The sequence below is a fragment of the Caballeronia sp. LjRoot31 genome (assembly GCF_964253885.1).
Classification (GTDB): domain Bacteria; phylum Pseudomonadota; class Gammaproteobacteria; order Burkholderiales; family Burkholderiaceae; genus Caballeronia.
The window spans coordinates 823,121-839,109 of sequence record NZ_CAXURX020000001.1 but is presented as its reverse complement, the minus strand read 5'-3'; the positions used below and the strand labels follow the sequence as shown (position 1 = coordinate 839,109).

Here is a 15,989-nt window from a genome sequence, read left to right as displayed (position 1 = left end):
CAGTTATTGTTTAGGGTTACTGACCATGAAATTCAAGAATCCCTTCTTCCCGCCGATGCACGTCCAGTCCAGCTTTGAGAATCAGGTCGAGTGTCGGCGGGTCAATGGCGTCATCCAGTACCAATCCGCCCAGGCGGCTCACGTGGCAGAAAACCTCGCCCTCACCTTGCAGCGCCGGCTGGTAAGCCACGACTACGATTCGTTTGGCATTTTTTAACGCGGCTTTGAATACGCTTGCCAGACGCGGATCGGCGCACAGCAAATTGCCCTCGCGGTCGATACCGCTCGCCTCCAGCACCACCAGATCCAGCGACATTGCAAACAACGAGCGCTCGGCGTCCGGCCCAAGCAGCACGGTGGAATCGTCATCGAGCGAACCGCCGGTGAGACGCAATTCGCAGCGCATGAAACGCTGGACGGTCGGCACCATCGCGATGTCGTTAAGCGTCAGCGCGAGGTTTGCGCGGTCGGCAAGCAGCGGCAGCAACTTGTGCGTAATCAGACCTGCGCCAATGAACGCCGACGCGTGGTCATCGATGAAATCCGCCGCCATGCGCGCAATCGCCATATCGGCGGCCTGCCGTGTCGCGCTCGGAGGCACCGCTGCCAGCAGGTTCTCGCCGGGCCGTTGCGCGACGTAGCGCGCCTTGCCAAACGCCCGGATGAGGTAGCGCTGCTGCTCCAGGTAATTCAGGTCCGACCGAATCGTGACGCTGGACACGTCGAACGCTGTAGCGAGTTCGTCGACCGATACTTCACCGCGCTTGCGGACAAGCTCGACGATACGCAGACGCCGATGAAGCGAATTCTTGTTGGCCAACACGGGCAGCACCACCTTTGCACTTTCGTTTCGAAAGATTTTAGTTTCGAAACGAAAGACATGCAAAGGGGTTTCTGGCCGGTGTTTACCCGCGTTTCCTATACCAGAGCAGATAGGTGGCGACGAGAACCACCATGAATGCCAGACCATAGACGAGCGTCATGCGGAATTCGCTCGTGAAGGCGGTGGTGATTATGATCGCGGCCATCAAACCCGCGCCCAGCAAACTTCCGAACGGGTGCAGCACCATCCGGAAAGACAGTGCCGGTCCGTCGTAGCGGGCGCGGAAAAAGAGGTGCGTGACGAAGATCATCAGCCACGCGAACATCGCGCCGAAGATTGCCAGCGACATCATCAAGCCGAACGCCATCGCCGGCCAGAACGCGGTGAGGATGGTGGCCAGCGCAATGCCGCTGGTCGACAAAGACAGCGCGGCGGTGGGCACGCCATTCGCGCTCAGACGCCCGAAGCGCGCCGGCGCGTAACCGGCCCGCGACAGGCTGAACATCATGCGGGTGGTGATGTAGAGCTGGCTGTTCATCGCGGAAAGCGCCGCAACGAGCACCACGAAGTTGATCACGCCCGCAGCGAACGGGACGTGCGTGGCGGCCATCACTTTGACGAACGGGCTTTCGTCGGTGCTGGCCTGCGTCCATGGAACAATCGCGAGCATCAACGCCAGCGTGAGCAGATAGAAGAGCACCAGCCGGAATACGGTCGAGCGAAAAGCCCGGGCCACGGCGCGTTGCGGATCGCGCGCTTCGCCGGCCGCGACCGCGATCGTCTCGATGTTCAGGTAGCTGAAAATGGAAACGATGACCGCGAACCACATGCCCTTCACGCCGTGCGGAAAGAACCCGCCGTGCGCCGTGAAGTTGTTCAGCCCGACGCCGGATGACACCGGCGCGCCATACACGAACACCGCGCCGAGCAAGATAAACGCGACGATCGCCACGATTTTCAGCATCGAAAACGCGTATTCGATCACGCCGTACACCTTGACGCTCGCCGCGTTCACGCCAATCAGCGCGGCGGAAAAACCCACGATCCAATACCAGCCCGGCACGTTCGCGAACCAGTACTTCATGAACACGGCGACCGCGCTGACCTCGGTGCCGACCGCAAACACGACGGCCGACCAGTACGCGTAGCGGACCAGATATCCCGCGAGCGGCCCGATATAAAACTCCGCGTACGCGCCAAACGATCCGGACGTCGGGTGCGCAACGGTCATCTCGGCCAGCGCGCCCATCAGCAACAACGCGATCAACGCGCCGATCGCATAGCTCACCAGCACGCTCGGCCCGGCGAAACCGATCGCGAAACCGCTGCCTAAAAAAAGCCCCGTTCCGATCGCGCCGCCGATAGCAATCATCGACATCTGTCCGGCGGTCAAACTCCGGTGCAGCCCCTTCTCCCGTTCTACGATGGTCTCGAACGACCCACGTTTAAAGCTCAAATCAACCTCTTGAAGTCATTATCCGCAACAAATGCGCACGCAAAAAAGCGAGGCGGCGCGAGAAATTTCCCCGCGCCGCCTCGCCGATGATGACACACCTCAAGCGTGCGTCACCTGACTTCAGTCATCGCCTGCTAATCAGTCATTCAACCTCGACCGCTTCCGGATTCGGATTACGCGGCACCGGGCTTTCGTCGAAAGTGAGTGCGACCTTGTCGTTCTCGTCCACGTCCACCGTCACGCGACCACCCGACATCAGCTTGCCGAACAGCAGTTCGTCCGCCAGCGCACGACGAATCGTGTCCTGAATCAGGCGCTGCATAGGACGTGCACCCATCAGCGGGTCAAAACCGTGCTTCGCCAGATGCGCGCGCAAGCCGTCGGTGAAGACCGCGTCGACCTTCTTCTCATGCAACTGATCTTCCAGTTGCATCAGGAATTTGTCGACCACGCGCATGATGATTTCCTCATCCAGCGAGCGGAAGCTGATGATCTGGTCCAGACGGTTCCGGAACTCAGGCGTGAACATCCGCTTGATATCGGCCATTTCGTCGCCGGTTTCCCGACGATTCGTGAATCCGATCACCGACTTCTGCATTGCTTCGGCGCCCGCATTCGTCGTCATGATGATGATGACGTTGCGGAAATCCGCCTTGCGACCGTTGTTATCGGTCAACGTGCCATGGTCCATCACCTGCAGCAACACGTTGTAGATGTCCGGATGCGCCTTTTCGATTTCGTCGAGCAACAGCACGCAATGTGGCTTCTTCGTGACAGCTTCGGTCAGCAAACCACCCTGATCGAACCCGACATAACCCGGCGGCGCGCCAATCAGCCGGCTTACCGCGTGACGCTCCATATACTCGGACATGTCGAAACGCAGCAATTCGATACCCAGCGTGAACGCCAGTTGCTTCGCCACTTCCGTCTTGCCGACGCCCGTTGGGCCCGAGAACAGGAACGCGCCGATCGGCTTGTCCGTCTTGCCGAGACCCGCCCGCGCCATCTTGATCGCGGCGGCGAGTGCATCGATAGACTGATCCTGACCGAACACCACGCTCTTCAAGTCACGATCCAGCGTCTGCAACTTGCTGCGATCGTCCTGCGACACGCTTTGCGGCGGGACGCGCGCGATCTTCGAGATGATCTCTTCGATCTCGTTCTTGCCGATAGTCTTCTTCTGCTTCGACTTCGGCAGGATGCGTTGCGCTGCGCCCGCTTCATCGATTACGTCGATAGCCTTGTCCGGCAGATGACGGTCCGTAATAAAGCGTGCCGACAATTCAGCCGCCGCCGACAACGCACCCGACGAATATTTCACGCCGTGGTGCTCTTCGAAACGCGACTTGAGACCGCGCAGGATCGCGATGGTCTGCTCGACCGTCGGCTCGGCAACGTCCACCTTCTGGAAACGACGCGACAACGCTGCGTCTTTTTCGAAGATCCCGCGATATTCCGTGAACGTGGTGGCGCCGATGCACTTCAACTGACCCGACGACAACGCCGGCTTCAGCAAATTCGATGCGTCCAGCGTGCCGCCCGACGCAGCACCTGCGCCAATCAGCGTGTGAATTTCGTCGATGAACAGCACCGCATGCGGGCGTTCCTTCAATTCTTTCAGCACCGTCTTGAGACGTTGCTCGAAATCGCCACGATATTTAGTACCGGCCAGCAATGCGCCCATATCGAGCGAATACACCTGAGCGTCCGCAAGAATATCCGGCACTTCGCCACGCGTAATGCGCCAGGCGAGCCCTTCGGCAATGGCGGTTTTACCGACACCGGCTTCACCGACCAGCAGCGGATTGTTCTTTCTGCGACGGCACAGCACTTGCACCACGCGCTCGACTTCCAGTTCGCGGCCGATCAGCGGATCGATCTTGCCATCCTTCGCGAGCTGGTTCAGGTTCTGCGTGAATTGCGCAAGGGGAGTTTCCTTCTGCGCAGCCGCATCTTCTGCTTCCGGGTTCACGTCGCTGCTGGCCTTCGCTGCATCGCCGGAATTCGTCTTCGCGATGCCGTGCGAGATGAAATTGACGACATCGAGGCGCGTCACACCCTGCTGTTGCAGGTAGTAGACAGCGTGCGAGTCTTTTTCACCGAAGATAGCGACAAGCACGTTCGCGCCGGTCACTTCCTTCTTACCATTCGATGTCGATTGCACGTGCATGATCGCGCGCTGAATCACGCGCTGAAAACCAAGCGTCGGCTGGGTATCGACATCGTCCGTGCCGGGCACGGTCGGGGTGTTGTCGTGAATGAAATTGCGCAGGTTTTGACGCAAATCTTCAATATTTGCTGCGCATGCGCGCAACACTTCAGCCGCGGTCGGGTTGTCCAACAAGGCCAGTAAAAGATGCTCGACCGTAATGAACTCGTGCCGCGCCTGACGTGCTTCCATAAACGCCATGTGCAGACTGACTTCCAGTTCCTGGGCAATCATGCTTCCTCCATCACACACTGCAGCGGATGACCCGCTTGCCTCGCGTGGCTAACGACTTGCTCAACTTTGGTCGACGCGATGTCCCGCGTATAGACCCCACAAACTCCCCTGCCCTCGCGATGAACCTTCAGCATGATTTGCGTCGCAGTCTCACGATCTTTATTGAAATGTTCCTGCACGACGAACACGACGAATTCCATCGGCGTGAAGTCGTCATTCAGCAGCACCACTTTGTACATGGACGGCTGTTTCAGCTTTTGTTCCTGCCGCTCCAGTACGGTGCCATCCTGCTTGTTGGGATTGATCGCCATACGCCCATTCTAAACAACTCGGACAGGCTCGCCATCTCGCCAAAACTCCGTTCGCGATGAGAACTGAACGGTGTCGCCGCACACTTCGCGCAACCTGTCGCTTGCTGAATTCCGCCAGCCCTTGTGACACGGGCCGGCCCTCTTGAAACATCGTTGAATCCAGTATCGCACAGCTCTCAAAAAAACGAATTGTCCACTCGGACGCGGTCTGCCTTCGGTACCACCTTGGACGCCTTCCACGCGCCGACTGACTGAGTAACCCGCTTGTTCGAATCACTCATGCGACCTACTCCTGCAACCCGCTGCGACTGCTGGTGCCAGCCGCCTGTTGCCTGTACTCCTCATGTGCGTCGATTATGCGACTTTTCAAGATGGCGTGCTTGTGCGGCGGGATACGCGCAAAGCGGGAAAAACCCTTGAAATGAGGTCTTTACAACGCCTTGACGACCATCTCAAAATTTTCTTGACACGTGATTTAAGAGATTAAACAATCAAACTGGCACTTTTTTCCGAAAGCGTTTCAGTTGGAGAAAGGCCGCGGTGAGCTTGTGAGGAGGGGGCCATCCACATTGTGGGTTGCCAAGCTTTTCGAGCGTGCTCGTGGTAGCGACGAGAGTGAGAGGGGAAGTGATGTCAACTGGTACGGTCAAATGGTTCAACGACGCGAAAGGCTACGGATTCATCACGCCCGATGAAGGCGGCGAGGATCTGTTTGCTCATTTCTCGGCGATACAGATGAATGGTTTCAAGACCCTCAAGGAAGGCCAGAAGGTCAGCTTTGAGATCGTCCAGGGACCCAAGGGCAAACAGGCGTCGAACATCCAGGAATCTGCTGCCTGACCGTTCGATAGCGCGCTGTCCTCGAAACCCGGCATTGCGCCGGGTTTTTTTATTTTTGCATCGCGAGGGGAAACCCGCAGGGCGCACCCTGGCCTTTTACCTATTTGTGTTTGCCAATTCCGACATTCCTCAATCGGAACTCCATGGCCGGATGGGAAACACGAAATTTAACCGCCATCACGTCGATAAACCGCGTCAACGGCATTTTCTCGGTGTTGTGCTCCGCCTTGTATGCATCGATTACGCGCCGTCCCAACGACTCAATGAGCTGTTGCGGCATCAACAGTTCCGCAGCAAACCGGTTTGCCTCGGATTCGTAACTGTTCCAATAGGATTCGCTGCGATTCATAGTGCTTTTGTCGTCGATAAATTCGTGGCGATCGGTGGATCTGTGCATGCAAAAGTGCGCTATTTCGTGAGCCAGGGTGAATCGACGCCTTGGGCCATAGGCATTTTCCGCCGGATTGATCCAGACCCTTGCCGGCCCCTCGTGACTCAGCGTTATCTTGCCGATCGTATTGGCAGCGCCAGGATCCGCATGTTCGGTCACCTCGATCTGGAGCAACCGCGCGATTTCGTCGACGTCGATGGGGGGTGCGGACTCCACCATGTCGTAATGGCGCTCGGCCATCAAAAATGCCGCCAACGCTGCGGTGGTTCGCAAGACAGGTATTGCGGAAACGATTGTCATATTCTCCCCTCTCAAACGGTCTAGGCACTTTCCAGGTCGCTGGCGATACGGGTCAGCGCATCATGTTCGCTGCGCGCGCGCGCCTTACGCTGGTCCGCGTTGTCCAGTTGCGCACGCATCACCTCCCTGAGTTTTTCCTTTACCTGATCGTCGAAATGCTGGACCACCTCGGCGTTCTTCATGACTTCTTTCACCACTTCGACCGCGCACCCGTTAGTGCGGCCCATTTCGGCCACCAATGCCGCAAAGGCGTCCGCGACGTGCCGTTCTTTCTCCATGGCGAAATGCTGCGTGAAAATCAAACCCGCCATGGTCAGGAAAACGGCAACCGCCGCGATCATGAATGTTGAGTAGACAATGTATGTGTTCGCAATGGAAATTGCGTCGGCACCGCTCGCCAGGCTCGTTGAACTAAACCGGTTTATCAGCGTGAACGCCACAACACCTCCGACCACGCCGCCGGCGAGGCCGCCAAGCAAACCGCGGGTTTCCACCGCGAGCCAGCGGGCGAACAACGTAGTCACGTGCGAATTTTGGTGAGACATAGGCGCGTCCAACGTAAGGCGAACTGTATAAAAACACATATGTTGTCCAGCAAATCGAGGGTATCACTCCGCTGCAGTGAAACACTCGCTTGCGACAAGTTTTGACAGAGTTGTGCGGAGTAGCCCGAAGGCATTCGCGCTGCCCATGAAAAAGCCCCGGGCGAGTGACTCGCGCCGGGGCTTTCCTTAAGAAGCTTGGCCGAACTTACATGTTTTCGATCAGAACCTGCCCGAAGCCCGAGCATGAAACCTGCGTCGCGCCTTCCATCAAACGCGCGAAGTCATACGTCACCCGCTTTTGCAGGATCGACTTTTCCATCGACTTGATGATGACGTCCGCCGCCTCAGTCCAGCCGAGGTGGCGCAGCATCATTTCAGCCGACAGGATTTCCGAACCCGGATTCACATAGTCCTTGCCCGCGTATTTCGGCGCGGTGCCGTGCGTGGCTTCGAACATGGCCACCGAATCCGACATGTTCGCGCCCGGCGCAATGCCAATACCGCCAACCTGGGCCGCCAGCGCATCCGATACGTAATCGCCGTTCAGGTTCAGCGTGGCGATCACATCGTACTCGGCCGGGCGCAGCAGGATCTGCTGGAGGAACGCATCTGCGATAACGTCCTTTAGCACAACGTCGCCGCCCTTCGGGCTCTTGATCTTCATCCACGGGCCGCCGTCGATGAGTTCCGCACCGAACTCCTTCTGGGCCAGCGCATAGCCGAAATCACGGAACGCACCTTCCGTGTATTTCATGATGTTGCCCTTGTGCACGAGCGTGACGGTGTTGCGATTGTGGTCGATGGCGTACTGGATCGCCTTGCGGACCAGGCGCTCCGTGCCTTCACGCGACACCGGCTTGATTCCGATCCCCGACGTTTCCGGGAAGCGGATCTTCGTCACACCCATTTCTTCGCGCAGGAACTTGATGACCTTCTTCGCCTCTTCCGACTCGGCCGCCCATTCGATGCCGGCGTAGATGTCTTCCGAGTTCTCACGGAAGATGACCATGTTGACCTTTTCCGGTTCGCGCACAGGCGACGGCACGCCCTTGAAATACTGCACCGGGCGCAGGCAGACATACAGGTCAAGTTGCTGGCGCAGCGCGACATTCAGCGAACGGATGCCGCCGCCGACCGGCGTGGTAAGCGGCCCTTTGATAGAAACGACATATTCCTTCAGCACGTCCAGCGTTTCATCCGGCAGCCACACGTCGGGGCCGTACACCTTGGTGGCCTTCTCGCCCGCGAAGATTTCCATCCAGTGGATCTTCTTCTTGCCTGCATAGGCTTTTTCCACCGCTGCGTCCACGACCTTGATCATCACCGGCGTGATGTCCAGACCCGTACCATCGCCTTCGATAAAAGGGATGATCGGCTGGTCGGAAACGTTGAGCGAGTAATCCGCATTGACGGTGATCTTGTCACCGCCCGTCGGAACCTTGATGTGCTGATACGGCATGGTCGACTCCAAAGATGGCTGGCTAGCTAAAACAGAAATGCGCAGAATGCGTTCGGAAATTCGGCGAAAAGCGGATGAGCGAACGGTGGCCGGGCCACCAGCGCCAATGCCGGCGCGGCGCCCGAGGCGACCAGAAGGGTATTCTAGCCCACCGTGCACAGGGCCTGCCCGGCACCCGTCTTGCCGCGTTGCAACAAAACGGTGCACGCAAGCGCGGTCCGAAAGACCGTGCGTTGATGCTATTGCCGCGATTGTGGCTGCCGTTGTGCCTACGATCGACCGCTGCCCGATTCATGTCTTATGTCTTATATAAGACATGGCGCTTCGGATTATGCATTAATATCGCGCCATCCGCCATAGCCGGATTCCCGCGCTGCGCTTGAGCGCCGCCTCGTTTCCTTATTGCGTCTCCTCATCGATTCCCCGCCATGCCGCTGCTTGCTCTTAACAAACCGTTCGGCACTATCTGTCAATTTTCGCCGCACGAGAAGCATCCTTCGTTAGGCGTTTGGGTGAAGACGCCCGGCGTTTATCCGGCCGGCCGCCTGGACACGGACAGCGAAGGCCTGCTACTCCTCACCGACGATGGCGCGCTCCAGGCGCGCATAGCCGAGCCCCGTCACAAGCTGGTCAAACGGTATTGGGCACAGGTGGACGGCGCGCCCGACGCAGATGCTCTCGAGCGTCTGGCGGCAGGTGTGGACCTGGGGGAATTCGTGACGCAGCCGTGTGGCGTGAAGCGGGTTGAACCCGTGGAACGAGTGGGCCAGCTTTGGCCACGCAACCCGCCTATCCGATACCGCGCCGCCATTCCGACCACGTGGATCGAACTGTCGATCAGCGAGGGACGTAACCGGCAGGTGCGTCGAATGACCGCAGCCGTCGGATATCCAACACTGCGGTTGGTGCGCGTGGGTATCGGCGCGCTGGATATATTCAGTCTCGGACTCGCACCGGGCGCATCGATCGAACTGCCGCCGCGCGCGCCATGGAATGGCATCGTTTAAGCGTGAAGTTTCACCGGAACCTGGAGATTACAAATTAATTTCGGCTTCCAAACAATCATCGCTGCACGATTCCGAAAAAACAGGTCAACGGACTTCCTCCATGCGGCGTTATTCGCTGCAGATGCCTTAAAACCGCCATCCGGCATTAGCGAAGGACCGCAACACACAGCCGGCACACGAAGGCTTTATGTAAGGTTCAAGCGCTCGCAGCGGGATCGAAGTTTTGTTCGAATCCCCTGTCAACCAAAAGGTGGATGGCTCGTTTACCGACATGACTCCATCGACCGGGTCATAAGGTTAAATCAAACTAAAGCTGAGGATTCACAACATGAACAAACTGATCGCTGCTCTCGTCGCTGGCCTGTTCGCAACGGCTGCATTTGCACAAGCTTCGGCTCCGGAAGCATCGGCTCCTGCAGCTGCTTCGACCGCTCACAAGTCGACACACAAGAAGTCGACCCACAAGAAGGCTACGCACAAGAAGGCAGCTTCGGCTGCAGCTGCTTCGGCCGCGTCGGAGTAAGTTGGTAATAGATCGCGGTAACGCGACGCTACACCAAGCAGTGCTGCCGCGAAAGCGGCATTGAAAGGCAGACACCTGGAAAGGTTTCTGCCTTTTTCTTTGGGTCTTGGGATCGGTTGGGTTATTGATGCGGGTTGTATTCGTCCACTCACTTTTTGTCGGCGTGCGCGCGCTCAAGTAACATGCGCCAGTCTTCACTGATTCTTCAGCTAACCGGCTTCATCTCACCAGGAGTTTCGCCGTGCGTCTTTCATGGCTCTCGCCCCGTTCGGTTTCATCGTTTCATCTTGGGCGTCTTGTGCGCCGCGCGATTGTCGCGTTCTCCGTTCCACTCGTTTCGTTGATCGCGGTCGCGCCGCTGGCAGCACACGCTCAACCGCTGGCTGCAGAAGCAGGACAAATGCCGCCGGGTGCGAAAAAGCCCGCCGATTTTCCGCACACGAAACTCACCGCGGGCATGTATGTGATCGACGCAGCCGTGGCCGCGAACGATGCCGATCGCGAACAAGGCCTGATGTATCGCACGAAGCTCGAGCCCAACGAAGGCATGCTGTTCGTCTTCAATGAAACAGCCGTGCATTGTTTCTGGATGAAAAATACGTTGATCCCGCTGTCGATCGCATTCATGCGCGCGGACGGAACGATCACGGATATCGACGAAATGCAGGCCGAGACGGAAAACAACCACTGCCCGCGCAATAATGGTGTGTTCGCACTGGAAATGAGCAAAGGCTGGTTTGCATCGAAAGGACTTCAGCCGGGCATGCAGATCAAGGGGTTACCTGCATTGCAATAACGTATGCATCGAGCGGGGTTAGTCTCCGGGGTTAGTCTCTTCACGCCCCCGCTCACGCGGCGCTAGTCCCGCGAGTTGTGTCCGAAGCCGGCTGTCCGCTTTTTGCGCGCACGCCGGCTTTCTGCTTTTCACTGCACAGGACTCAACCCGGGACGGCGCCCGGGACACCGCGCGCGTCATCAAAGATTCATCTTTTTTGCCGAGCTGGCAAGAATCCTGCAAAGACCCTGTCGACGCGCTATTCTAATAAACCAGCGAAGTGAGCACCCAGCACGACAAAGCTTCGCTCCGGAGCCGCCGGACGGGCCATTGTGTCCGGTTCGGGCTACAAAGCTCCAACCAATCAACAGGAGGTTCAAGTGCCCCGCAAGACTCCCATCGACCGCTATCGGAATATTGGTATCAGCGCTCATATCGATGCCGGCAAGACCACCACCACCGAACGCATTCTTTTCTATACCGGTGTGAATCACAAAATTGGTGAAGTTCACAACGGCGCGGCCACGATGGACTGGATGGAGCAGGAACAGGAGCGCGGCATCACGATCACCTCCGCCGCCACCACGGCCTTCTGGAAAGGCATGGCGGGAAATTATCCGGAACACCGGATCAATATCATCGATACGCCGGGACACGTCGACTTCACCATCGAAGTGGAGCGCTCCATGCGCGTGCTCGACGGCGCCTGCATGGTCTATGACTCGGTCGGCGGCGTGCAGCCGCAATCCGAAACGGTCTGGCGCCAGGCCAACAAATACAAAGTGCCGCGCATTGCGTTCGTCAACAAGATGGACCGCGTGGGCGCCGACTTTTTCCGCGTGCAACGGCAGATTGGCGAGCGCCTGAAAGGCGTCGCCGTGCCTATGCAGATTCCCGTGGGCGCTGAGGAACACTTCCAGGGCGTGATCGACCTGGTCAAGATGAAAGCAATCATCTGGGACGAAGCCAGCCAGGGCGTGCTGTTCGAATACCAGGAAATCCCCGACAACCTGCTCGCCACCGCTGAAGAATGGCGCGAGAAGATGATCGAGGCAGCAGCGGACGCAAATGAAGCGCTGATGGACAAGTACATCGGCGGTGAGGCGATCAGCGAGGACGAGATCAAGGCAGCCATCCGCGCGCGCACGCTCAGGAGCGAGATCGTCCCCATGTTCTGCGGCAGCGCCTTCAAGAACAAGGGCGTGCAGGCCATGCTGGATGCGGTGATCGACTACTTGCCGTCGCCAGCGGACGTGCCCGCCATCATGGGCCTGGACGAGTACGACAAACATGCGGAACGTCATCCGACCGACGAAGATCCGTTCTCCGCGCTCGCCTTCAAGATCATGACGGACCCGTTTGTCGGCCAGTTGATCTTCTTCCGGGTGTATTCGGGCGTGGTGAATTCCGGCGATACGGTCTACAACGCGATCAAGGAAAAGAAGGAGCGGCTTGGCCGGATTCTCCAGATGCACGCGAACGAGCGTCAGGAAATCAAGGAAGTGCGCGCCGGCGATATTGCCGCGGCCGTGGGTCTGAAGGAAGCCACGACCGGCGACACGCTGTGCGATCCGGCTCATCCGATCATTCTCGAACGCATGATTTTCCCGGAACCGGTGATCTCCCAGGCGGTCGAGCCAAAGACGAAGCCCGACCAGGAAAAGATGGGTATCGCGTTGAATCGGCTGGCGCAGGAAGATCCGTCGTTCCGCGTGCAGACCGACGAGGAATCCGGCCAGACGATTATTTCCGGCATGGGCGAGCTGCACCTGGAAATTCTGGTGGACCGGATGCGGCGCGAGTTCGGCGTGGAAGCCACGGTCGGCAAACCGCAGGTCGCGTATCGCGAGACGATCCGCATCCCGGTCGAGGATATTGAAGGCAAGTTCGTCAAGCAGTCGGGCGGACGCGGCCAATACGGTCACGTGGTGCTGAAGCTGGAACCGCAAAAGCCGGGCACGGGTTATGAATTCGTCGATGCAATCAAGGGCGGCGTCGTGCCGCGCGAATACATTCCGGCGGTCGACAAGGGTATTCAGGAAACGCTGAAAGCCGGTGTGCTGGCAGGGTATCCGGTGGTGGACGTGAAGGTGACGCTGACCTTCGGCTCGTACCACGACGTGGACTCGAATGAAAACGCGTTCCGCATGGCTGGGTCGATGGCGTTCAAGGACGGCATGAGGAAAGCCAAGCCGGTGCTGCTCGAACCGATGATGGCCGTGGAAGTGGAAACGCCCGAGGATTTCATGGGCAACGTGATGGGCGATTTGTCGTCACGCCGCGGGATCGTGCAGGGTATGGAGGACATCGCGGGCGGCGGCGGCAAGATTGTGCGCGCCGAGGTGCCGCTGGCTGAAATGTTCGGCTACTCGACCACGCTGCGCTCGCTCACCCAAGGCCGCGCCACGTACACGATGGAGTTCAAGCACTATGCCGAGACGCCGAACAACGTCGCGGAATCCATCGTGAATTCAAAGTCCAAGTAGACGTTGCCGGGCTCGACGACGAGTTGGGCGACCGAAGAAGTCCGTTGTTGCCTACCGGCGGCAACGGACTTTTTTTGGGGCTTTAGCCAGATTGAAGGTAGCGTAGATCGACGGCGGCTTTTCCACGGATCGGCGGAGACGAAGACAATGAGCGACGAACATCAGCACGAGCATGAGCACACCGACTGGCGCGAGAACGGCGTCAAGGTGATCAAGGGCGATCAACTCGATACCAACACCGCGCAAACGCCCGGCATGAATCGCGCGGCGGCGATCAACGCAGCGCGCGTAGGCGCGCAGAAAATCTGGGCCGGCACGGTCACGATTCACCCGAACGCGAAAACCGGCGCGCATCATCACGGCGCGCTGGAAAGCGTGATCTACGTCGTGCGCGGACAGGCGCGCATGAAATGGGGCAATCATCTGGAATTTACGGCCGAAGCCGGACCGGGTGATTTCATCTTCGTGCCGCCGTATGTGCCGCATCAGGAGATCAATGCGCTCACCGACGAACCACTGGAATGCGTACTCGTGCGCAGCGACAACGAGGCGGTGGTGGTGAATCTGAATATCGATGCGGTGGAGGAGCCCGAGGAAGTGTTCTGGGTCGATCCGATCCATAAACATCCGCATCAGCATTGAACGCCACGGCATGACCACACGGAGGCGCGGAATTTTCTACCGCCCTCCTCACGCCTGGTCTGCAAGCTTTTCCGCAACGTCGTGGCTGTCCCACAGCACGCGCAATTAATTGGCATGTGAAACGCGCGCCGGGAATCGAAACACTATTTGCTCCGCTAAACTGAAAGCGCATCCGATTCCGTCGCTGCCGCCGCCCCTCGTCGGGCGGCGCGGTATCGTCGAGTCAAAACAACAACCGAACCCCGAACCGGACAGCCCGATGAAAAAGACCGTAACCGATCTGGACTCGCTTTCCCCCTTCAATGCAGCGCTGGAGCAATCGAGGGGATCGGCAGGAGAACTCGGCAACCATGCCATCGACGAATTCAAGGCCGGCCGGCTGTCGCGACGCGAATTGCTAAGGCACGCGAGCTTGCTGGGTTTATCGATGGCCGCTGGCGGGTTGATCGGCATGCCGCGCGCGCGGGCGCAAGCGCCTGCGGGCAAGCCCGGCGGCACGATCCGCGTGGCGCATCTGACGCCGTCGGGCCAGGTCGATCCGCTCACCGTCACGGACCCCGCCGGCCTCGCGCTGATCAATCAGACGGGCGAATTTCTCATCGACGATGACGGTCAGGCGCTCGTGCTCCGCCCTTCCCTCGCGCTTTCGTGGAAGCCGAACGACAAGGGCGATGTATGGACCTTCAAGCTGCGCCCGAACGTCAAGTTCCACGACGGCCAGTCGATGACCGCCAAGGACGTCGCGGCAACATTCAACCGGCTCGCCGATCCGGCCAGCGGATCAGCGGCGCTCTCGGTGCTCAAAGGCGTGCTGTCGAAGGGCTCGGTGAAGGTTGTCGACGACATGACGGTCGAGTTCCATCTCGACGCACCGAACGGCAACTTCCCGTATTACGTTTCCTCGGACACGTACAACGCCGTGATCCTGCCGGCGAATTTCAGCGGCACATACGAGAAGTCGTTCCCAGGCACGGGGCCATTCAAGTTTGAAAAGTACACGCCGAAAGTGGGCGCATCGTTTGTACGCAACCCGGATTACTGGGGCGAAAAAGCGTTGCCCGACCGGGTGACGTTCGCGTTCTACGCCGACGAACAATCCGAGCTGCTTGCGTTGCAAGGCCGGCAAGCCGACGTGATGGGCGACTTCACCGTACAGGGCGGACTCAGCATGATGACGAATCCCGAGTTCAAGGTGCTCGGCGTGAAGTCGAGCGCGCATCGGCAAATGCATATGCGCACCGACACAGGCCCGTTCAAGGACAAACGCGTGCGCCAGGCATTGGCGCTGGCGGTGAATCGTGAGGTGATCGTGAAGGGGTTGTTCAAGGGCCACGCCACGCTCGGCAACGACAGTCCGTTCTCGCCGGTGTTTCCGTCCAGCGACCTGTCCGTGCCGCAGCGCAAACTCGATGTCGCGAAGGCAAAACAATTGCTCGCGGCAGCGGGCGTGCCGAACGGTTTCGACGTCACGCTCACGACCGAGAAGTACATGGAAATTCCCGATCTCGCTGTCGTGATCCAGAACGCGGCGAAGGCGGTCGGCATCCGCATCACGCTGAAGGTGGAAAGCCAGGAGCTGTATTACGGCGCGGGCACGTACGGCAAATCGGACTGGCTCGACTCGCCGCTCGGCATCACGGATTATGGACATCGCGGCGTGCCGAACGTGTTTCTCAATGCACCGCTGACCAGCGAAGGTACGTGGAACGCGGCACATTTCAAGAATCCGCAATACGACAAGCTCGTAGCGGATTTCGTGGCGGCGCTCGACGTGGCATCGCAGAAAAAACTCTCGGGGCAAATCCAGGCGCTGCTGCTCGATGAAACCCCGGTTGTGATTCCGTACTTCTACGATCAGTTGATCGTCACGCGGGCGAACGTGAAAGGCGTGCGCTTCAATGCCATTTCGCAGTTGTATTTCCAGCGCGCGACTATCGGCGCGTAGCCGGTTCATTTTGAATCTCGCGCTCATTGAAGGCTGACCCGAG

Annotated in this window: 14 protein-coding genes; 7 read left to right on the top strand and 7 right to left on the bottom strand. The window is 58.7% G+C overall.

What is annotated here, in order from left to right; all coding sequences use genetic code 11:
* Positions 1 to 16 precede the first annotated feature (16 nt).
* The 4 genes from ACSQ8V_RS03515 to clpS all read right to left on the bottom strand — a co-directional run bounded on the left by ACSQ8V_RS03515 (position 17) and on the right by clpS (position 5,033).
* Positions 17 to 823, bottom strand: a complete 807-nt coding sequence (locus ACSQ8V_RS03515) for a DeoR/GlpR family DNA-binding transcription regulator (protein WP_436204906.1) — start codon at positions 821 to 823, stop codon at positions 17 to 19.
* A gap of 82 nt (positions 824 to 905) precedes the next feature.
* Entirely contained in the window at positions 906 to 2,279 is a 1,374-nt protein-coding gene (locus ACSQ8V_RS03510; RefSeq protein ID WP_436204905.1) for an amino acid permease, read from the bottom strand.
* 142 nt (positions 2,280 to 2,421) lie between these two features.
* Positions 2,422 to 4,722 (bottom strand): ATP-dependent Clp protease ATP-binding subunit ClpA, encoded by a 2,301-nt coding sequence (gene clpA / locus ACSQ8V_RS03505; RefSeq protein ID WP_213762335.1) that lies wholly within the window; start codon positions 4,720 to 4,722, stop codon positions 2,422 to 2,424.
* On the bottom strand, positions 4,719 to 5,033 hold the full coding sequence (clpS, locus tag ACSQ8V_RS03500; RefSeq protein WP_031359828.1) for an ATP-dependent Clp protease adapter ClpS: 315 nt from the start codon (positions 5,031 to 5,033) through the stop codon (positions 4,719 to 4,721). The genes clpA and clpS overlap by 4 nt, the downstream gene beginning before the upstream one ends.
* Before the next feature lie 630 nt (positions 5,034 to 5,663).
* Between clpS and ACSQ8V_RS03495 the strand changes: the two genes are divergently transcribed.
* Positions 5,664 to 5,873: a cold-shock protein gene (locus tag ACSQ8V_RS03495; protein ID WP_031359827.1), complete on the top strand. Its 210-nt coding sequence runs from the start codon at positions 5,664 to 5,666 to the stop codon at positions 5,871 to 5,873.
* Positions 5,874 to 5,973: 100 nt separating this feature from the next.
* On the opposite strand, the gene ACSQ8V_RS03490 is transcribed toward ACSQ8V_RS03495, so the two are convergent.
* The 3 genes from ACSQ8V_RS03490 to icd all read right to left on the bottom strand — a co-directional run bounded on the left by ACSQ8V_RS03490 (position 5,974) and on the right by icd (position 8,568).
* Complete coding sequence (locus ACSQ8V_RS03490) at positions 5,974 to 6,564, bottom strand: ImmA/IrrE family metallo-endopeptidase (protein ID WP_436204904.1); 591 nt, start codon at positions 6,562 to 6,564, stop codon at positions 5,974 to 5,976.
* Between the two features lie 20 nt (positions 6,565 to 6,584).
* Positions 6,585 to 7,109 (bottom strand): hypothetical protein, encoded by a 525-nt coding sequence (locus ACSQ8V_RS03485; RefSeq protein ID WP_213762333.1) that lies wholly within the window; start codon positions 7,107 to 7,109, stop codon positions 6,585 to 6,587.
* 205 nt (positions 7,110 to 7,314) lie between these two features.
* Positions 7,315 to 8,568 carry an NADP-dependent isocitrate dehydrogenase gene (gene icd, locus ACSQ8V_RS03480; protein ID WP_213762332.1) on the bottom strand — a complete coding sequence of 418 codons (1,254 nt, stop codon included), beginning with the start codon at positions 8,566 to 8,568 and terminating at the stop codon, positions 7,315 to 7,317.
* Positions 8,569 to 8,996: 428 nt separating this feature from the next.
* Between icd and ACSQ8V_RS03475 the strand changes: the two genes are divergently transcribed.
* The 6 genes from ACSQ8V_RS03475 (at position 8,997) to ACSQ8V_RS03450 (ending at position 15,946) form a co-directional block, all read left to right on the top strand.
* Positions 8,997 to 9,575 carry a pseudouridine synthase gene (locus ACSQ8V_RS03475; protein ID WP_436204903.1) on the top strand — a complete coding sequence of 193 codons (579 nt, stop codon included), beginning with the start codon at positions 8,997 to 8,999 and terminating at the stop codon, positions 9,573 to 9,575.
* A 328-nt stretch (positions 9,576 to 9,903) separates the two neighbouring features.
* Complete coding sequence (locus ACSQ8V_RS03470; RefSeq protein ID WP_213762330.1) at positions 9,904 to 10,098, top strand: hypothetical protein; 195 nt, start codon at positions 9,904 to 9,906, stop codon at positions 10,096 to 10,098.
* A gap of 340 nt (positions 10,099 to 10,438) precedes the next feature.
* A complete protein-coding gene (locus ACSQ8V_RS03465; RefSeq protein ID WP_218627180.1) occupies positions 10,439 to 10,894 on the top strand; it encodes a DUF192 domain-containing protein in 456 nt (151 codons plus the stop codon).
* Positions 10,895 to 11,253: 359 nt separating this feature from the next.
* The gene (gene fusA, locus ACSQ8V_RS03460) at positions 11,254 to 13,359 is read left to right on the top strand and encodes an elongation factor G (RefSeq protein ID WP_436204902.1); all 2,106 of its coding nucleotides are present in this window, start codon (positions 11,254 to 11,256) and stop codon (positions 13,357 to 13,359) included.
* 147 nt (positions 13,360 to 13,506) lie between these two features.
* Positions 13,507 to 14,001 (top strand): cupin domain-containing protein, encoded by a 495-nt coding sequence (locus ACSQ8V_RS03455; protein WP_213762327.1) that lies wholly within the window; start codon positions 13,507 to 13,509, stop codon positions 13,999 to 14,001.
* 259 nt (positions 14,002 to 14,260) lie between these two features.
* Positions 14,261 to 15,946, top strand: coding sequence for an ABC transporter substrate-binding protein (locus ACSQ8V_RS03450; protein ID WP_436204901.1), 1,686 nt, complete (start codon positions 14,261 to 14,263; stop codon positions 15,944 to 15,946).
* Positions 15,947 to 15,989 lie beyond the last annotated feature (43 nt).

Bases quoted from the DNA above. Each gene is read 5' to 3' on its own strand.
- clpA (WP_213762335.1), bottom strand. From the start codon at position 4,722: ATGATTGCCCAGGAACTGGAAGTCAGTCTGCACATGGCGTTTATGGAA.
- clpS (WP_031359828.1), bottom strand. From the start codon at position 5,033: ATGGCGATCAATCCCAACAAGCAGGATGGCACCGTACTGGAGCGGCAG.
- ACSQ8V_RS03495 (WP_031359827.1), top strand. From the start codon at position 5,664: ATGTCAACTGGTACGGTCAAATGGTTCAACGACGCGAAAGGCTACGGA.
- ACSQ8V_RS03490 (WP_436204904.1), bottom strand. From the start codon at position 6,564: ATGACAATCGTTTCCGCAATACCTGTCTTGCGAACCACCGCAGCGTTG.
- ACSQ8V_RS03485 (WP_213762333.1), bottom strand. From the start codon at position 7,109: ATGTCTCACCAAAATTCGCACGTGACTACGTTGTTCGCCCGCTGGCTC.
- icd (WP_213762332.1), bottom strand. From the start codon at position 8,568: ATGCCGTATCAGCACATCAAGGTTCCGACGGGCGGTGACAAGATCACC.
- ACSQ8V_RS03475 (WP_436204903.1), top strand. From the start codon at position 8,997: ATGCCGCTGCTTGCTCTTAACAAACCGTTCGGCACTATCTGTCAATTT.
- ACSQ8V_RS03470 (WP_213762330.1), top strand. From the start codon at position 9,904: ATGAACAAACTGATCGCTGCTCTCGTCGCTGGCCTGTTCGCAACGGCT.
- ACSQ8V_RS03455 (WP_213762327.1), top strand. From the start codon at position 13,507: ATGAGCGACGAACATCAGCACGAGCATGAGCACACCGACTGGCGCGAG.
- ACSQ8V_RS03450 (WP_436204901.1), top strand. From the start codon at position 14,261: ATGAAAAAGACCGTAACCGATCTGGACTCGCTTTCCCCCTTCAATGCA.